The sequence below is a fragment of the Streptomyces sp. NPDC005551 genome (genome assembly GCF_042871785.1).
In the GTDB taxonomy this organism is placed as follows: domain Bacteria; phylum Actinomycetota; class Actinomycetes; order Streptomycetales; family Streptomycetaceae; genus Streptomyces.
This window is the reverse complement of the sequence record NZ_JBIAJE010000003.1, coordinates 80874-97503: the sequence shown is the minus strand read 5'-3', so window position 1 is coordinate 97503 and position 16630 is coordinate 80874. Positions and strand designations below refer to the sequence as shown.

Here is a 16630-nt window from a genome sequence, read left to right as displayed (position 1 = left end):
TTAAATAGTGATCGTTTCAGGTCGTCGGCGGAAACAACGCGCTCCTGATCTGCACCACGTACCCTATTCCGCCGGTCGTCGCGGCCGCACGGAGCGATCCGCATGCCCCCCGTTTCAGACGGGCGCGGGCACGGTCTTTCGGCCAACAAGGAATGCGGCGGTGTGTGGTGGGGGCGGTTGGGAACCCGTACGCCTGTACACCTTTACTCGCCTTAACAGCTTCCGGTTAATAGGTACCGGTCAATAGGTTCCAGATGTGCGCCGCGAAGCTCGCGACGTTACTTCGCGACGTATTACTCGTGGAAATGGGGGATTACCGATGGGCAACCGTCGTGCCCGATCCGATGCGCGAGCCGCCGACGTGCACGAGTTATGCAGCTGCGGCCATTACCAGGGTTCACCAGGACGGGAATAGCTTCCGGTGACCGAAGAAACGAAGCAGCCTCTCCTTCATGAGCCGCCGCCCTCCGCTCCGGGAAACCTGTGGCACAGCCGCGACTTCCTCACGTTCTGGTCGGGCGAGGCGTTCTCCCTCTTCGGGTCGCAGGTCACCAATCTGGCGCTGCCGTTGACCGCGGTACTGGTGTACGACGCCACACCGCAACAGATGGGTCTCCTGAGCTTCCTGCAACTGTCCCCGTACCTCTTCCTGTCGCTGGTCTTCGGAGTCTGGGTCGACCGCAGCAGGCGCCGGCCGCTGATGCTGGCGGCGAACGCGGTCAGGATGGTGCTCATCGCGCTGGTTCCGCTGCTGTCGGCCCTGCACCTGCTGTCCATCGAGGCGCTGCTGGTCATCGCGTGCCTGGTGGGCGTCTGCTCCGTCCTGTTCGACGTCAGCTGGATGTCCTTCGTCCCCGCTCTCGTCAAGGACCGGCGACTCTACGTCGAGGCGAACCAGAAACTCAGCGTCACCCAGTCGACCTCCGACGTGGCAGGCCCCGGCGTGGCAGGTGTCCTCGTCGGCTGGCTCGGGCCCCCGACGGCACTGGTCCTGGACGCCTTCTCCTACCTCGCCTCGCTGATCAGCCTCCTGATGATCCGCACCAAGGAACCCGCCCCCGCGCCCCCGACGACCGAACGGCACCTGGGACGCGAACTCAAGGAGGGTGTCAGCTGGGTCTTCGGCCACCGCCTCCTGCGCCCCCTGGCCGCGCTAGCCCCGCTCACCAACTTCTCGCTGACCAGCGTCTCCACGCTCTTCCTGCTCTACGGAGTGCGGGAGAAGGGACTGAGTCCTCAACTCGTCGGCCTCATCTACTCGGTGTCGTCCGTCGGCGCGCTGCTGGGAGCCCTGTCCTCGGCAGCGATCATCCGCCGCTTCCCCACCGGCGCGGTCTACGGACTCGCCCTCACCGGCATCTACGTCGGCCCCCTCCTGCTCGTCGTCGCGGGCGGCCCCAGACCTCTGATGATCGTCACGTTCATCCTGTCGCTGCTGATCAGCTACTTCGGCAGCGGACTGTCCAACGTCGTGCAGCTCTCGCTGCGCCAGACCCTGACCCCTCAGTCACTGATGGGCCGCATGAACGCCGCCTTCCGCACGCTGCTCTTCGGCGGCGGAGCACTCGGCGGGCTCTGCGGAGGGCTGCTCGGCGGAGCCCTGGGCCTGCGGACGGGCCTCGTCGTCCTGGTGCTCTGCTCGGCCGCGATGGTGGTCCCGCTCGCCCTGTCCCCTGTCGTTCGTGTGCGCTCCATGCCCGAACCACGGGCGGAGACGGCCGAGACGGCCGGCTGACATCCGCACCGACGTCCGCCGCCCGCGCCCGGGCTCCGACCCCGATTCCCCGCGCCGTCCGGCAGGACCGCCCCTCCGCGCCTCGAAGGAGTTCCCTTGTCCGCTTTGAAGTCGCCGATCACACCGGAGAGGACCTGACATGCATCCCAGCGAACGGCACGGTCCGGCGGTCGCCGAGGGAGACTCCCCGTCGGCCCACCCGGTCTCGTTCGCCCAGGAACAGCTCTACTTCCTGGACGAGTTGGCCTCCGGAGACACGGTCTACAACATCCTCATGGTGTGGCGGCTGACCGGCCCCCTGCGCGTCGACCTCCTCGAGCAGTCCCTCGACCTGGTCGTGGCCCGCCACGAGGCCCTGCGCACCACCGTCCACCGCGTGGACGACACCCTCCACCAAGTGGTGGCGCCGCACGCGTTCGCACCACTGCCCGTGACCGACCTGTCCGAACTTCCCGCCGCCGAACGGGAGATGCGGCTGCGCGCCGAGACCGACGCACTGCGCACCGAGCCCTACGACCTGGGCACCGGCCCGCTCCACCGCTTCTCCCTCGTCCGCCTGGGGCCGCAGGAGCACGTCTTCTTCCAGGGCTTCCACCACATCGTCACCGACGGCTGGTCGACCGGACTGATCAACGCGGAGATATCCACCGCATACCGCAGCCTGTGCAGCGGGATGTCACCCGTCTTCGAGGAGAGGGACCTCGACTACACCGATTTCGCCGTCGAGCAGCGCGAGCGTCTGCACGGTGCCGTGCTGGAGGAGGATCTCGACTTCTGGCGCGCGAAACTGGACCGGGTCCCCGTGCTCGACCTGCCCGCGGACCGGCCCCGACCGGCCGGCGGCGGCCATCACGGCGAGACCCTGAACAGGGATCTGCCCAAGGACGTCCGCGACCTCGTCGTACAGCTCGGCAACGACCACGGCGCCTCCCCGTTCATGGTGCTGGCCGCGGCCCTGAACGTGGTGCTCAGCCGCTACACGGGCCAGAACGACATCCCGCTCGGCGTCCCGATGCTGGGCCGCCCGGAGCCGGAACTGGAAACGGTCGTCGGCATGTTCGTCAACATGGCGGTGCTGCGCTGCGACCTCTCGGACGACCCGCCCTTCAGTGAACTCGTCGACCGGGTGGCCGACGGCACCCTGGAGCTGTACGAGCACCAGGAGGCCCCGTTCAACCAGGTCGTCGACGCCGTACGTCCGAACCGCGAGCCGGGCCGCAACCCGCTGTTCCAGGTCAGCCTGCAGATGCTCGGCGGCGCCACCTCCGGCGAGAACCTCTCCCTGCAGGGGGTGTCGGCAGAACTGATACCGCAGGCCGCCGAGGGCGCCCGCTTCGACGTCGCGATCACCCTCGTCGACGACGGCATGACACTGCGCGCTTCCGTGGAGTACTCCACCGACCTGTTCGACCCCTGGCGCATCGAAGCGCTGCTGGCCCATCTGGAGACGGTGCTGCGCGCCGCCGCGGCCGACCCGGACCGGCCGGTGTCGCGCATCGCGCTGGTCGACGAGGACGAGAGCCGCCTGCTGCTCGCCGCGGGCCGCGGGCCCGAGGCGGAGTGGGACGGTGAGCCCGTGCCCCTGGCGGTCTCGCGTGTCGCGAGGCTGCGGCCCACCGCAACCGCGGTCGTCAGTGGCACGCAGGAGCTGACGTACGCGGACCTCGACCGGCGGGCCGACGCCCTCGCCGCACGGCTGCGGACCGCGGGCCTCCTGCCGGGCGGGGTCGCCGTCGTGGTCGGCGACCGGTGGGCCGACGCCTGCGTCGCGGCCCTGGGCGTGTGGCGGGCGGGAGGGGTTGCAACCCACCTCGGTGTCGAGGAGGCCGCCGGCCAGCTGGCGTTCGTCGCCGCCGACACCGCCGCGGCCGTCGTCGTCACGGACGCCGATACGCGGGCCCGGCTCCCCGAACCGTCCGGGTGGGCCGTGGTGGCGCTCGACACCGAGGACGGCCCGCGGCCCGCGGGTGCACCGCTGTCGGCCCATGAGCAGGACCTGGATCCGGGTGCGCCCGCCTGCGTCGTGTACGTACCTGACGCGGCGGGGGGGATCCGCGGCGTGGTCCTCTCGCACCGCACGCTGGCGTTCACCGGCGAGGGGCATCGCCGGGCGCTCGAACTCGCCGAAGACGACCGGCTGTTCGTCCTGCCGGTGTCCTCGGGCAGCCTGTGGGGCGACGTGTGGGCCGCCCTGACGTGCGGGGCGACGATCGTCGCGGCGACGCCCGAGGAGGGTGCGGACGCCGAACGCGTGGCCGCCCTGCTGAGGGAGCGCCGTGTCACCCACGCACACCTGCCGCCGGCGCTGCGTGCCCTGCTCGACCCCGCCGCACTGCCCGCCCTGCGGCACATCCGTGGCGCCGACCGTGAACCGTCGGGACGGGCCGCCGGGGAGTGGGCGCGTGAGGGGCGGCGGTTCGGCACGCTGTGGGGACCGCCCAGCGCCCCCGCGGCCTGCGCCGGTTCCGCGCAGGGAGGCACCGCGCCGCACGTCAACCGGTCGCTGTACGTCGTCGACGACGCACTGAACCCGGTACCGCGTGGTGTGACCGGCCGTCTCCTCGTCGGTGGTGCGGCGGGCAGCCTGGCCGACGGCTACCTCAACCAGCCGGAGGCCGCCGCGAACCGCTTCGTGCCGGACCCGTTCCACCCGGGCCGCACCGCCTTCCTCAGCGACGAGACCGCCCGCTGGAGCCACGATCTGCGTCTGGAGCTCCTCGGTGCCGCGGACACGCGCATCGAGCGCCGGGGTGTGCCGACGTCGCCCGCCCGCATCGAGACGCTCCTGAGCAGCCATCCGGGCATCGCCGCGGCCGTGGTGCTGGAGGACACGGACGAGGACGGGGCCTCCCGGGTGACCGCCTGCGTCCGCCCGGTCGGCGACCGCGCCCCGGCTCCGCCCGAACTCCGGTCCCACCTGGTGGGCCTGGTGCCCGACGCGCTGATCCCGACGCACTGGATGGTGGTGCCCGCCCTGCCACTGCGCGACGACTGGGAGGTGGACCGCGAGGCCGTGATCGAGCTGGTGGCGGCCGGCGGTGCCGGCGACGCCGACCGCGCGGAGCCTCGCACGCCGACCGAGGAGGCCGTGACCGGCATCTTCTGCGAGGTGCTTGCGAAGCCGGAACTGGGGGCCGAGGACAGCTTCTTCGCGGCGGGCGGGAATTCGCTGCAGGCCATGCGTGTGGTCAGCCGCATCAACAAGAGGTTCGGCATCAAGCTCAGCGTGCGGGCGATGTACGGCAATGTCACCGTGCGGGCGCTCGCCGCGCTCGTGGACGAGAAGACCGACGAGGTGCGCTCATGACCAGGCCCTCCCCGCCGTGCCCCGACGTGGACCGGATCGTCCCGCTGAGTCCCGAGGGCACCGCGGCACCGCTGTTCTGTGTGCACGCCAGCTCCGGCTCGGCGTACTCCTACCTTCCGCTGGCCCAGCTGCTCGGCGCCGACCAGCCCGTGTACGGGATCGAGGCGCCCGGCTTCGAAGGGGACCAGGAACCCGTGCCCTCCGTTCCCGACCTGTCCGCGCGGTACACCGCCGCCCTGCGGGAGTCCGTCCCGGACGGCGTGGTGCACCTGCTGGGCTGGTCACTGGGCGGGCTCATCGTGTTCGACATGGCACGGCGGCTGGCAGAGGCCGGCGCCGAGGTGGGCCAGGTGGTCCTCGTCGACACGAGCCCGCCGTTCCCGTCGCCCGTGCCGCCCGAGAGGGAGACCGTCCGGCGCTTTCTGCACGACGTCACCGCGTCGCTCGGCGTGGAGTGCGGAGCCGAACTCGACGCGCTGACCGCGGGGTTCGCGGGAGACGCCGACGCCGTCTTCCGGCAGGTCGAACAGTCGCGGGCTCTGCCGCCCGAACTCGAAGCGGACCTGCTGAGCGAGCGCTACACCGTGTTCCGCGCGCACGTGCGGGCGGTCCACGCGTACCAGGCACCCGGGCGCTACCACGGTCCGGCCTGGCATCTGCTGGCTTCGCACTCACCTCCTCAGGACGGACGGTGGGCCCGGCTGGTGCCCGATCTGACGGAGCACACGATCCCCGGGGATCATCATTCGATCTGGCTCGGTGACGGTCTCCAGCGCATCGCGGGACTCACCCGGGCCGCCCTGGCCGGCCTGCCGCATGCCGAGGGAAATTGAATGTTTACGTCGGTGGAAAGTGGCGAGGGATTAGCCGCGGAAATTCCGGAAATTGCTTGCCATGGGGTGCGGAATTCCCTAGCATATTGGATACGCGCCGTCGGAAGACGGATTGTGTGAGGAAGCTCCTGTGCCTCCTCGAAGCGCCCCGGGCCGCTGCCGAAGCAGAGAGTTCTCGTCCGCCCCGGGTATGGGTCTGACGCCCCTCGCGCTCGTCCCGGAAACTCCGGATGAATTCCCTGCTCATTGCAGCGGTACCGGCGCTCTGCATTCTTTCGGCGCACAGCATTCATGTCCCGCACGACAGAAGCACATCTCGGGCACCCATACGGATCTCAGTGAGGAGTGGCAGCATGTCCCAACCGGGCAGCCAGCTCATGGAAACCGCGAAGGTCGATCTGCTCGACTGCACGTTGCGCGACGGCATGTACGCCGTCGACTTTCAGCTCGACGAGACGTTCGTGACCAACTTACTCACGCGCCTCAACGACACCCCGGTCACCAAGGTCGAGGTCGGCCACGGTCTCGGGCTCGAGGCGGAGAAGACGGGGATCAGGGCCTGCAACATAGACCACCGGCGCTGGGGCGAACTGGCCGGTGCCACCCTCTCGGCCAAGCCGTGGGGCATGTTCGCCCAGCCGGAGTTCACCCGGCTGGAGACCGTCGAGACGCTGGCCAACAAGGGCATGACGTTCCTGCGGGTCGGGATGGAACCCGACCGGGTCCCCGACCACCTCGACTACCTGCGCCAGGCGACCGAGGTGTGCGAAGAGGTCTACCTCAACCTGATGAAGTCCAGTGCGACCCCCGTGGGCCAGCTCCTGGACAGCCTGGCAGGGGTGCCGGAGGCCCTGAAGGGGGTCTACGTCGTGGACTCCTACGGCGCGATGCTCCCCGGCACCGTCCGCGAGTACGTGAGCGCGGTCCGGGAGCACTTCGACGTCGTCGGCTTTCACGGCCACGACAACCTCGGCCTCGCGAACTTCAACAGCGTCACCGCGTACGACGCCGGCGCCACCATCGTGGACGCCACGCTCAACGGCATCGGACGCGGCTCCGGCAACGCCTCCATCGAAGCCGTCGCCGGCATCCTCAAGCTGACCCGCGGCGACCTCTTCAACTACCAGGAGCTCGCCAGGATCGCCGAGTACGCCCACCTCAACATGGAAGCGGTCCCGGAGGACCGCACCATGCAGGTGCTCGGCGCCGTCATCGGCATCCACTCGGGCTTCTTCCCGCTCGTGGAGGACCTGGCCGCCGAGTTCCGCGCGGATCCCGCCCGCCTGATGGAGACCGCGGTGGAGATCGCCGACCACAGCCCCCGCCAGAAGGACTTCCGGAGCGCCGCGGCGCGCTGCGGCTGCGCCGCGTAGACAGCGGGCCCCGTCACACGCCGGGGCGCCGTGGTCCGCGCCCCGGCCCCACCCGCACGACCCGCGCCGGCCGACCGATCGCGACAGAGGAGAAGCAGTGAAACTGGCCAGGACCTCCACCGACAGCGGCACCAGTGAGATCGTCATCGGTCACGACGGCAGATGGCTCCCCCTGAGCGGACTGCCGGGGTACGCCGGGGTCACCCGGATCGCCGACCTGGTCGGCGAGCGGGAACTGGAGGCCCTCGCCGGAGCCCTCGACCGCCACGGGGACGACCTCACGCCGGTCGCGCTGAACACGGAGCTGGCCGCCACGGTGGCCGACCGCGACGCGGACATCTGGGGCGCGGGCCTCAACTACCAGCGCCACAGTGAGGACCTGGAGACCCAGCAGCCCGCCTCGGGCCCCGGCTCCTACCTGCGTCCCGGCGGATGTCTCATCGGCAACGCGGAACACATCGAGCTGCCAATCCAGTCCAAGCGGGTCACCGCGGAGGCGGAGCTCGGACTGATCGTCGGTACCGCCTGCAAGAACGTGGCACGCGACCGCTGGCGGTCGGTGATCGTCGGGGTCACCTGCGTCCTGGACATGACGGCCGAGGACGCCATCCGCGAGAACCCGCGGTACATCCCGTGGGCCAAGGGATTCGACACGTTCTGCAGCGTCGGGCCCGTACTGGTGACCATGGACGAGTTCCCCGACGGCCTCGACGCCGTGCGGATCTCCACGGTCCTGAACGACGAGACCATCGCGTCGGCCACACCGACCTCCATGAAGTACGACCTCGGGTACCTCGTCGAGTACTTCACCGCCGGCCGCACGCTCGCACCCGGCACGGTCCTGTGCACCGGCACACCCGGGGCCACCGTGATCAGCCCCGGAGACACGGTCCGTTCGGTCGTCGAGGGTGTCGGCACCCTCACCCACCCGGTGCGGTGACGGACCCCGTCCGTCTCCAGCACGCCATCGGAACACCACACGACAGAGGAGGGTCGAGGTGCACACCCGTCACATGACAGTCGTCGACGAGATCGACCGCGCGATACAGGACTTCCCGGACGGCCCAGCCGTCCGCACTGCCGAACGTACCTTCAGCTACCGCGAGTTCGGGCAGCTGGCCGACGACTTCGCGCGCCGGGTGGCCGCGCGCACCGAGCCCGGTGAGTTCGTCGGCATCCGAAGCCACCGGGACATCGGCGCCGTGGTCGCCATCGTCGGCGCACTCAAGGCACGGCGCCCGTTCGTCGTCGTCGACGACCGGGACAGCGCGGCCTCCAACGCCGCCAAGGTGCGGCTGCTGGGACTGCGGACCATGGCCGACGCGACCTCGCCCGACGGGCACGTCGCGCTTGGAGAGGTGCCCGTGGCCTGGCTGCCGACGGGCCGGACGGCCCCTGACGGGCGCCCGGTGGGCGGACCGCTGCCGGCCGGGACGGACGCCGGCTACGCCATCCACACCTCGGGCTCGACCGGCGAACCCAAGTGCGTGCTCGTGGGAGCCGAAGCCCTCGCACCGGTGATCCGCGACCACGTCGAGCGGCTGGAGGTCGGTCCCGGCTCGCGCACCCTGCAGTTCGCCCGTCTCACCTTCGACGGATGCCTCACCGAGATCCTGTGGACGCTGTCCGCGGGCGCCTGCCTCGTCGTGCTCGACGAGTCCCGGCTGACACCCGGCTCCGTCCTGGCCGAGACCCTGGAACAGTTCGGCATCACCCACCTCAAGACGACGCCGTACGCGCTGACGGTCACCGAACCGACCCCCGGCATGCGGCTTCGGCATGTGATCAACGGCGGTGGCCCCTGCCGGCCTTCGGTGATCCGCACCTGGGCCACGGTGACCGCGTTCCACAACGCGTACGGACTCACCGAGACCACCGTGTGCAACCTGCTGACCGAACCGCTCGCCCCGGGGACCTGCCGGCACGCGGTGCCGCTCGGCTCGGTGGTCGGCGACTGCGCCTACCACCTGCGGCCCGTGGACGGCGACGTGGCGGGCGACGTGGCCGGCGACCGCGGTGAACTCGTCGTCACCGGAGCGAGCGTGGCGCTCGGCTATCTGACCGAGGACGGCCTCGCACCGTTTCGTGAGCCCGGCTCCGAGGGCGTCTACGCCACCGGCGACATCGTCGAGGAGCGCGACGGCGCGCTGTACTTCGTGGAGCGGGTGGACCGGCAGGTCAAGGTCCGCGGCTACCGCCTGGACCCGGGCGAGATCGAGAACGCGGTCTGCCGGCTGGACGGCGTCCTGGACGCCGTGGTCGTTGCCGAGGCCCACGACGGCGCCGAGGGCAGCGACCCCGACGTGCTCGTCTGCTACTACCGCGGCGACGGCGACCCGCGAACCCTGCGGGGGCAGCTGGAGAACACCCTCGACCCGTACAAGGTCCCCTCGGTGCTCGACCGCGTCGCGACGTTCCCGCACACCCCGAACGGCAAGATCGACCGCGATGCGCTGCGGACCGGCCGCCGCGAAACGGCCCTGCGGGCGATCCTGCACAGCGAGCCCGAGCTGCGGGTTCTGCATCTCGTGCGCAGCCTCACCGGAGTGCAGGACGTGGAGCTGGACGACAACTTCTTCGACGTCGGCGGTGACTCCGCCTCCGCCGTGGTCCTCGTCAACAGGATGCGCGGGCTGGGCTGGGTGGACGCCGGTGTCCGTGACGTGCTGCGGGCGGAGAACCTGCGGGTGCTCGCGGAGCAACTCCAGGAACGGGGCGTGTAGCGCGATGTGCGGCCTGTGCGGGACCTTCGCGCCGGACGGCACCCTGGACAGGGCCGTCTCCGCCACCATGCACGCCCGGCTCACCCATCGGGGGCCGGACGAGAGCTACTCGCTGAGCACACCCACGCTGTCCATGAAACTCGGCCGCCTCGGCATGACCGCGCTGCGTGACGGCTGGCAGCCCGCCGAGGACGCCACCGGCCGCTACGCGGCCGTGACCAACGGCGAGATCTACAACGCCCCCGAACTGAACCGGCGTCTGGGCGTCCGCTCCGCCAACCGGGTGGACGTGGCCGTCGTGCCGGAGCTGTTCGCACGGTACGGGACCGAAGGACTGAGCCTCATCGACGGCCAGTTCGCCACCGCGATCTACGACAGGGACCGCGAGCGGCTGCACCTGGGCCGCGACCGTTTCGGTATCTGTCCCCTCTTCTACACGGTGGCCGGCACCCACGTGCACTTCGCCTCCGAACTCAAGCCGCTGGTGACCTCGGTGCCCGGGACGTGGTGGCTGGACGTCACCGCCGTCGACCAGTACCTCTCGCTGGGGAACATCGTCGCCCCCAAGACACTGGTGCGCGACGTCCACGCCGTACCCTCCGGCTGCGTGGTCACGTTCGGCGACGGCGAACCCCGTACCACGCGCTACTGGCGCTACGGCGAGTTCGACACCGCCGCGGCACCCGCGACCGACGAGGAGATCCGCGACACGCTCGGCGGCGCGGTCGGCGACCGGCTGCACGCGGACGTCGAGATCGGCGCCTATCTCAGCGGCGGTTTCGACTCCTCGACCCTGGTACTGGAGGCGACCCGCCTCCTCGAGAAACCGCCGAAGACGTTCTCCGTGCTCTTCGAGGACGCCGCCCTGGACGAGGGGCGCTTCCAGCGCGAGGTGGCGGAGACGGTGGGCAGTGAGCACCGGCAGATCCGCTGCGGCCCCGCGGACGTGGCCGCCGGGTTCGAGGACATGGTGCGCCACTGCTGCTACCCGCAGCGCGAGACGTACAACGTGGCGGCGCGCATGCTGTCCGACGAGGTGCGCCAGGCCGGGATCAAGGGAGTCGTCTCCGGCGAGGGCGCCGACGAACTATTCTTCGGCTACGACTCCTACGTCTTCGACGCCGCGCGACGCCGCACGCCCCAGGGACGCGAGGAGAACGCCCGCGCCTGGGGCCGGGCGGACTTCGGCTGGGAGGTCGACTGGGACCGGCTCGCCCGCCGGCGCCGGCAGTGCTACACCCCGCAGACCGAAGAGGCCCTGACGGGGCGGGAGTTCTGGCGGGAACGGCTGATCCCCTACACCGACCAGGAGGCCGCCGCCCTCACCCCGATGCAACTGCGCTCCATCGCCGACGTGTACGTACAGCTGGGCGGGCATCTTCTGGGCGACCACGGAGACCTGATGCTGATGGCGAACTCCATCGAGGGCCGTTACCCCTTCCTCGGCAACGGCGTGGTGGAACTGGCGCTCCGCACCGCGGACGACCGCAAGGTGGCCGACTTCGAGGGCAAGGCATGTCTGAAGACTGCGTACGCCGGCGTAGTACCCGAGCGGGTGCTGACCCGCGCCAAACAGGGATTCACGGCCTACGGACTGGACGCCATCGCCGACGAACGGCAGACGGCACGCTGGCGTGACCTCGTCGCGGCCGGCGGGATCTTCGCGCCGGATGCGTTCGACCGGCTGACGGCCGATCCCACGCCCGACAAATGGGATGTACGCCTGAGTCTGATCAGTATCAGCGCCGTGATCGACGAGTTGGGACTGAAGCTGTGACGGATGCATGGAGTGACGTGATCGGCCCGCACCGCTGGCGCTCCGCGGAGACGGTCTGGGTGGAGCAGGAAGTCGAGTACGGCCGGGACCGAGTGGGAGCGCTCGCCGGGGCGGTCCGGCAGGCCGTCGCCCGCTACGACGGCGCGCGCGTGGTCTGCCTGCGTTCGGACTCCCGGCTCGGCTTCTTCGCCGGCCAGTTGGGCGTGTGGCAGGCGGGCGGCCTGGCCGTGAGCGACGACGGCAGCCTCGGCGCCGACGTGCTCGACCGGGTCCGCCCGGACCTCACCCTGTTCGTCCGGGTGGGCGCGGGGGACGCTGCCGACGTCGTCGAGGAGGTCGAGCGGTCCGCTGAACGGTTGCCCGCCGACCGTATTCCCTCCGATGTCGTGGCGGTCAACTTCACCTCCGGCAGCACCGGCCGGCGCAAGGCCGTCGCGGTGACCCGGGGCAACCTGCTGGCGCTGTTCGCCTGCCGCGGACTGGACGTGCCCACGCGTGGGACGCCGACCGCCGGCGGTTTCGCCGCACCCGCCTTCGACGGCTGGTGGTTCGACACCTGGAAGGCGGTGGCGGCCGGCGGCCGCGTCGTCCGCCTGCCGCATGTCAACGAAGACGTGTTCGCCTGGCCGGAACTCGCCGAGCGTTACAACATCGACCGGGTGCTGCTGCCCGCCGCCGTCGTCACCACGGTGGTCGGCGCCATGCCCGAATGCCTCGCCGGCATCCCCTGGGTCTTCAGCGGCGGCGAGCAGTTCCGCGCGGCCACCTACCGGCAGGCCCGCGCGGCCGGACTGACGAACCGCTTCGTGAACCTCTACGGTCCCACCGAGGCGACCTTCGCCACCCACCGGTACGACCTGCCGGAGGGGTTCACGGCCGAGACCATCCCCATCGGCGCCCCGCTGGACGGCTGCCGCCAGAGTCTGCTGCCGACGGACGGCTCCCGCCCGGGCCTGAGCCATCTCGTGGTCTCCGGGCCGCTGGTCTGCGCCGGATACCTGGACGGCGGCCGGCTCACCGAGCCGTTCCCGGTGCACGGGACAAGCGCCACCTACCGGACCGGCGACCTGGTGCGTCAGGACGACGCGGGCGACCTGGAGTTCGCCGGACGGCTCGACAACCAGATCAAGGTCAACGGCACCCGGGTGGACGCCGGGGCCCTGGAGCACGAGGCAAGCCGTGTCCCCGGTGTCCTCGACTGCCTGGTCGCCCAGGACGACCGGGGCACGGTCGCCTTCGTCCGCCTCGGCGGGGACCACCCGGCCGAGGACACCGTCCGCGCACGGCTCGAACCCGTCGTCCGGTCGTTCTCCGACGCGATACGGCTCCACCTCCTCGACGCGTTCCCGACGAAGGCCGGCGGGAAGACCGACGTTCCCTCACTCATGGACGACTTCTACATGGAAAGGGTAGGCAAGCGATGACACAGATCTCACCAGCCATGATCGTGGAGTGCCTGCGCAAGGTCCTCAATCGCGACGTTCCGGAGGACGCGGACATCTTCGAGGCGGGCGTCGACTCGCTGGCCGTCCTGCGGTGCCGTGCCCTGCTCAAGGAGCAGACCGGCGTCAAGGTGCCCGGGCACGTGTTCTTCGAGGGCCGCACCCCGAACCGCATCGCCGAACTGACGGGAGCACTCCATGTTGGTGGTTGAGGACAGCCCGCTGTACTCGGCGGAGTTCTTCGCGGTCGACGACCCCTGGTCGTACCTCGCCGACCTGAGGGAGAACCATCCGGTGTCGGTCCACCGGCGCCCCGACGGATACGAGTTCTACGCCCTGACCCGCTACGCCGACGTGTACGCGGCCTACGTGGACCACCGTCGGCTCAGCTCCGCCTACGGGACGATGATCGACGGCTCGTACCGCCCCGAGAAGGACTCGGCCTCCGGCCGCATGCTCATCGTCGCCGACCAGCCCGAGCACACCGCCATCCGGCGGCCGATCAAACGCAGCGGATTCAGCCGGGACATGCTCGAGAAGGTCGGCCGGACGGTACGCCGCAACATCCGTACGGCGCTCGGGGAACTGTCGGTCGGCGACCGCGTCGACTTCGACAAGGTCGTGGCGCCCGAACTGCCCAAGGGAGTGCTGGAGGTCCTCTTCGGGATCGCCCCCGGGGACGCCCAGGCCCTGCTGGACGCCACCCGCACGATGATCGGCTACCGCGACGAGTCCTACACGGGCGGCTCGCCCCTGGACTCCCTCGTCGACGCGCAGATGGAGGTTCTCGACTTCATCGACGAACTCATCGGCCGGCGCATCGAGTCCGGTTCCGCCGACGACATGATCGGATTCCTCGCGCAGCTCGTCGCCTCCGGCGACATGCCCCGCGACGTGGCCCTCCTCAACGGCCTGAACGTCGCCGTCGGCGGCAACGAGACCACCCCGCACACGGCCAGCCTCACCGTCGACACCATCCACCGTGAACGGGCCCAGTGGCTCAAGGTCGTCGCCGGCGACGTGCCCGTCGACGTCGCCACCCAGGAATTCCTGCGCTGGACCTCGACCAACAGCTACGTGCAGCGGCTGACCCTCGAGGACTTTCCCGTCGGCGACCACGTGATACCGGAGGGCAGCTTCGTCACCCTGTGGAACATGGCCGCCAACCGCGACCCGGCCGTGTTCGACCGGCCCGACACGTTCATGATGGACCGGCCGGACAACAAGCAGATCGCCTTCGGCGCGGGCGTCCACCGCTGCATCGGCGCCCCGGTGGCCACCTTGGAGATCCAGACCTTCGTGGAGGAACTCGCCGCCTGGGACAAGGCGTTCGTCGTCCTCGAAGAACCGCAGCGGCTGCGTTCCAACTTCATGCTGGGACTGACCGAACTCAAGGTCGAGGTGGTCGACGCGAAGGACGCCGGCGCATGACCACATCCGAGCAGAGCTGCCTGCTCGTCGCGTTCCCCGCGGCGGGTTCTGGCGGCACCACCACCGAACAGCTGGAGAAGCTCGCCGCCCGGCGCGGCATGGGCTTCCTGTCCCTGCCGAACCCGCCGGATTCCGGGGCCGTCGAGTCCGGCGCATGGCAGGAGGACTGCGGCACGCAACTGCGGGAGGCCCTCGACGCCGCGGACGCCGCACGAGCCCTGCTGGTCGGGCACTGCATGGGGGGACTGTCCGCGCTGCGCCTGCACGACGGACTCGCCGCCCGGACCGGCCGGCCGGCCGGGCTGCTGCTCATCAACACGCCGTGCCCGGACCACGAAGGCCGCATCCCCACCATGACCCGCCTGACCGACCGCCAGATCGCGGAGATCCTCGCCCACGACGGGTTTCCGCAGGACCTCCTCGACGACGAGGACATGCTCGCGGAGATCGCCGACGGGCTGCGCGAGGACGCCTCGGTGGCCGACGGCCTCGCCGAGTGGATCCACACCACCGCCCCGGCACTGGACACCCTGCACGTGCTCTCGACGCGGGGCGACACGTTCATCCCGCCGCGCCACTGCGTCACGTGGCACGAGCGGGTCCGCGGAGAGTTCCACGTGACGGTCGCGGACGGAGGCCACACCATCGACGCTCCGCTGGCCGGACTTCTCGAACAGTGCGTCGACGCGGCCCTGCACCAGGTGCGTACGGAGGTGACGTGAGCGGGCTCCAGAAGTCGCTGGGCGGCGCCGTGGGAACCTTCCTGGCGCTGTCGACGATCCTCGGCAGCGGCATGATGATCCTGCCCGGCACCAGCTACCACACGCTGTCGCGCTCCGCGTGGATGCCCTGGGCCGTGGCGGCGCTCGCGGTCGTCCCCCTGCTGTACTGCTACGCCTGGCTCGGACGGCGCCATCCGTCCGCGTCAGGCGTGGCGCACTACGCCGAGGTGGCGTTCAACCCCTCCCTGGCGCGGACCGCGGGAACGGCCGCGACGCTCGCCCTGGTCGCCGGCATCCCCGCGACCGCGCTGACCGGCGGACGCTACCTCGCCGAATTCACCGGCGTGTCCGCCCTCGCCTGGCTGTTCCCGGTACTGGCGCTCTGCGGCGCCACCGCCGTCGCGTGCGCCGGCACCACCGTGTCCGGCAGACTGCAGGTCGCGCTTGTACTCGCCCTCTTCGCGATGGTGGTGTGCATCGCCCTGGTCGGGCTCGGCTCCCACGGAGTGCGAGCGCCCGGCACCGACCTCCCCGCCTCGGGCTCCTTCGGCACGGTGCTCACCGCCGTGTTCGTCGCCTTCACCGGATGGGAGACGGTGGCCTTCACCTTCGAGGAACACAAGCGCCCGGACGCCATCCCGCGCATCTTCGCGGCCTCGTACCTCATCGTCGTCGCCCTGTACGGACTGCTGCTCCTCAGCCTGTTCGCCACGGTCGATCCGCACGAGGACGGACTGCGGTCGGCGCCGCTGCTGCTGCTCGCTGAGCGGTCCCTCGGCGAACTGGGGCGTCCGGTCACGCTGGTCCTGGTGACCGCCGCCATCACGGCCAACGTCTTCGCCTCGGTGCTGGCGCTGTCCCGGCTGGTGTTCGGCATGGCGCGCAGCGGCTACCTCCCGGTCAGACTGGTGCGCGTCCGCGAGCGGGACGGCAACCCGCTCACCGCCGTGGTGAGCGTCGGGGCACTGCTCACGCTGATCACGGTCCTGAGCGCGAGCGGAGTCGTCCCGCTGGAGCGCCTCTTCACGTTCTCCGGAGGCGTGTACTTCGTCCTGTACGGAGTGGGGGCGGCGGCCTTCGCCCGGCTCGCGACGGGCGGACCGGCCAGGGCCGTGACGCTCCTGTGCGCGGTGACGGTGGTGGGAGTCACCGTGCTGGCGGGCCCGTCCATGTGGCTGTGCTGGGCGCTGTTCGGGGTGCTAGCTCTGGCGATCGCGCTCCTGCGCCGCCGGACGGTGCACGAGGACAGCCGTGAGAGCGTGCGGAACTGAGGCGCGGCACCCGCCG

12 protein-coding genes are annotated in these 16630 nt (G+C 70.5%); all 12 read left to right on the top strand.

Annotation, left to right across the window (positions count from 1 at the left end; all coding sequences use genetic code 11):
• Nucleotides 1–421: 421 nt before the first annotated feature.
• The 12 genes from ACFYP4_RS08680 to ACFYP4_RS08625 all read left to right on the top strand — a co-directional run bounded on the left by ACFYP4_RS08680 (nucleotide 422) and on the right by ACFYP4_RS08625 (nucleotide 16614).
• On the top strand, nucleotides 422–1735 hold the full coding sequence (locus ACFYP4_RS08680) for an MFS transporter (RefSeq protein WP_358852349.1): 1314 nt from the start codon (nucleotides 422–424) through the stop codon (nucleotides 1733–1735).
• 139 nt (nucleotides 1736–1874) lie between these two features.
• The gene (locus tag ACFYP4_RS08675) at nucleotides 1875–5042 is read left to right on the top strand and encodes a condensation domain-containing protein (protein WP_358852348.1); all 3168 of its coding nucleotides are present in this window, start codon (nucleotides 1875–1877) and stop codon (nucleotides 5040–5042) included.
• The gene (locus ACFYP4_RS08670) at nucleotides 5039–5875 is read left to right on the top strand and encodes an alpha/beta fold hydrolase (RefSeq protein ID WP_358852347.1); all 837 of its coding nucleotides are present in this window, start codon (nucleotides 5039–5041) and stop codon (nucleotides 5873–5875) included. Before ACFYP4_RS08675 ends, ACFYP4_RS08670 begins: the two co-directional genes overlap by 4 nt.
• 353 nt (nucleotides 5876–6228) lie before the next feature.
• The gene (locus tag ACFYP4_RS08665; protein ID WP_358852346.1) at nucleotides 6229–7248 is read left to right on the top strand and encodes a hypothetical protein; all 1020 of its coding nucleotides are present in this window, start codon (nucleotides 6229–6231) and stop codon (nucleotides 7246–7248) included.
• A gap of 97 nt (nucleotides 7249–7345) precedes the next feature.
• On the top strand, nucleotides 7346–8188 hold the full coding sequence (locus ACFYP4_RS08660) for a fumarylacetoacetate hydrolase family protein (RefSeq protein ID WP_358852345.1): 843 nt from the start codon (nucleotides 7346–7348) through the stop codon (nucleotides 8186–8188).
• A gap of 73 nt (nucleotides 8189–8261) precedes the next feature.
• On the top strand, nucleotides 8262–9971 hold the full coding sequence (locus ACFYP4_RS08655) for a non-ribosomal peptide synthetase (RefSeq protein WP_358852344.1): 1710 nt from the start codon (nucleotides 8262–8264) through the stop codon (nucleotides 9969–9971).
• 4 nt (nucleotides 9972–9975) lie between these two features.
• On the top strand, nucleotides 9976–11748 hold the full coding sequence (gene asnB, locus ACFYP4_RS08650) for an asparagine synthase (glutamine-hydrolyzing) (RefSeq protein ID WP_358852343.1): 1773 nt from the start codon (nucleotides 9976–9978) through the stop codon (nucleotides 11746–11748).
• Nucleotides 11745–13172, top strand: coding sequence for an AMP-binding protein (locus tag ACFYP4_RS08645; RefSeq protein ID WP_358852342.1), 1428 nt, complete (start codon nucleotides 11745–11747; stop codon nucleotides 13170–13172). Before asnB ends, ACFYP4_RS08645 begins: the two co-directional genes overlap by 4 nt.
• Nucleotides 13169–13402 carry an acyl carrier protein gene (locus ACFYP4_RS08640; protein ID WP_358852341.1) on the top strand — a complete coding sequence of 78 codons (234 nt, stop codon included), beginning with the start codon at nucleotides 13169–13171 and terminating at the stop codon, nucleotides 13400–13402. The genes ACFYP4_RS08645 and ACFYP4_RS08640 overlap by 4 nt, the downstream gene beginning before the upstream one ends.
• A complete protein-coding gene (locus ACFYP4_RS08635; RefSeq protein WP_358852340.1) occupies nucleotides 13389–14621 on the top strand; it encodes a cytochrome P450 in 1233 nt (410 codons plus the stop codon). The genes ACFYP4_RS08640 and ACFYP4_RS08635 overlap by 14 nt, the downstream gene beginning before the upstream one ends.
• Nucleotides 14618–15343, top strand: coding sequence for an alpha/beta fold hydrolase (locus tag ACFYP4_RS08630; protein WP_358852339.1), 726 nt, complete (start codon nucleotides 14618–14620; stop codon nucleotides 15341–15343). The genes ACFYP4_RS08635 and ACFYP4_RS08630 overlap by 4 nt, the downstream gene beginning before the upstream one ends.
• Complete coding sequence (locus tag ACFYP4_RS08625; protein ID WP_358852338.1) at nucleotides 15340–16614, top strand: APC family permease; 1275 nt, start codon at nucleotides 15340–15342, stop codon at nucleotides 16612–16614. The genes ACFYP4_RS08630 and ACFYP4_RS08625 overlap by 4 nt, the downstream gene beginning before the upstream one ends.
• Nucleotides 16615–16630: the final 16 nt, after the last annotated feature.

Coding starts and splice junctions, on each gene's coding strand:
- ACFYP4_RS08670 (WP_358852347.1), top strand. CDS start 5,039: ATGACCAGGCCCTCCCCGCCGTGCCCCGACGTGGACCGGATCGTCCCG.
- ACFYP4_RS08655 (WP_358852344.1), top strand. CDS start 8,262: ATGACAGTCGTCGACGAGATCGACCGCGCGATACAGGACTTCCCGGAC.
- ACFYP4_RS08675 (WP_358852348.1), top strand. CDS start 1,875: ATGCATCCCAGCGAACGGCACGGTCCGGCGGTCGCCGAGGGAGACTCC.
- ACFYP4_RS08665 (WP_358852346.1), top strand. CDS start 6,229: ATGTCCCAACCGGGCAGCCAGCTCATGGAAACCGCGAAGGTCGATCTG.
- asnB (WP_358852343.1), top strand. CDS start 9,976: ATGTGCGGCCTGTGCGGGACCTTCGCGCCGGACGGCACCCTGGACAGG.
- ACFYP4_RS08640 (WP_358852341.1), top strand. CDS start 13,169: ATGACACAGATCTCACCAGCCATGATCGTGGAGTGCCTGCGCAAGGTC.
- ACFYP4_RS08635 (WP_358852340.1), top strand. CDS start 13,389: ATGTTGGTGGTTGAGGACAGCCCGCTGTACTCGGCGGAGTTCTTCGCG.
- ACFYP4_RS08630 (WP_358852339.1), top strand. CDS start 14,618: ATGACCACATCCGAGCAGAGCTGCCTGCTCGTCGCGTTCCCCGCGGCG.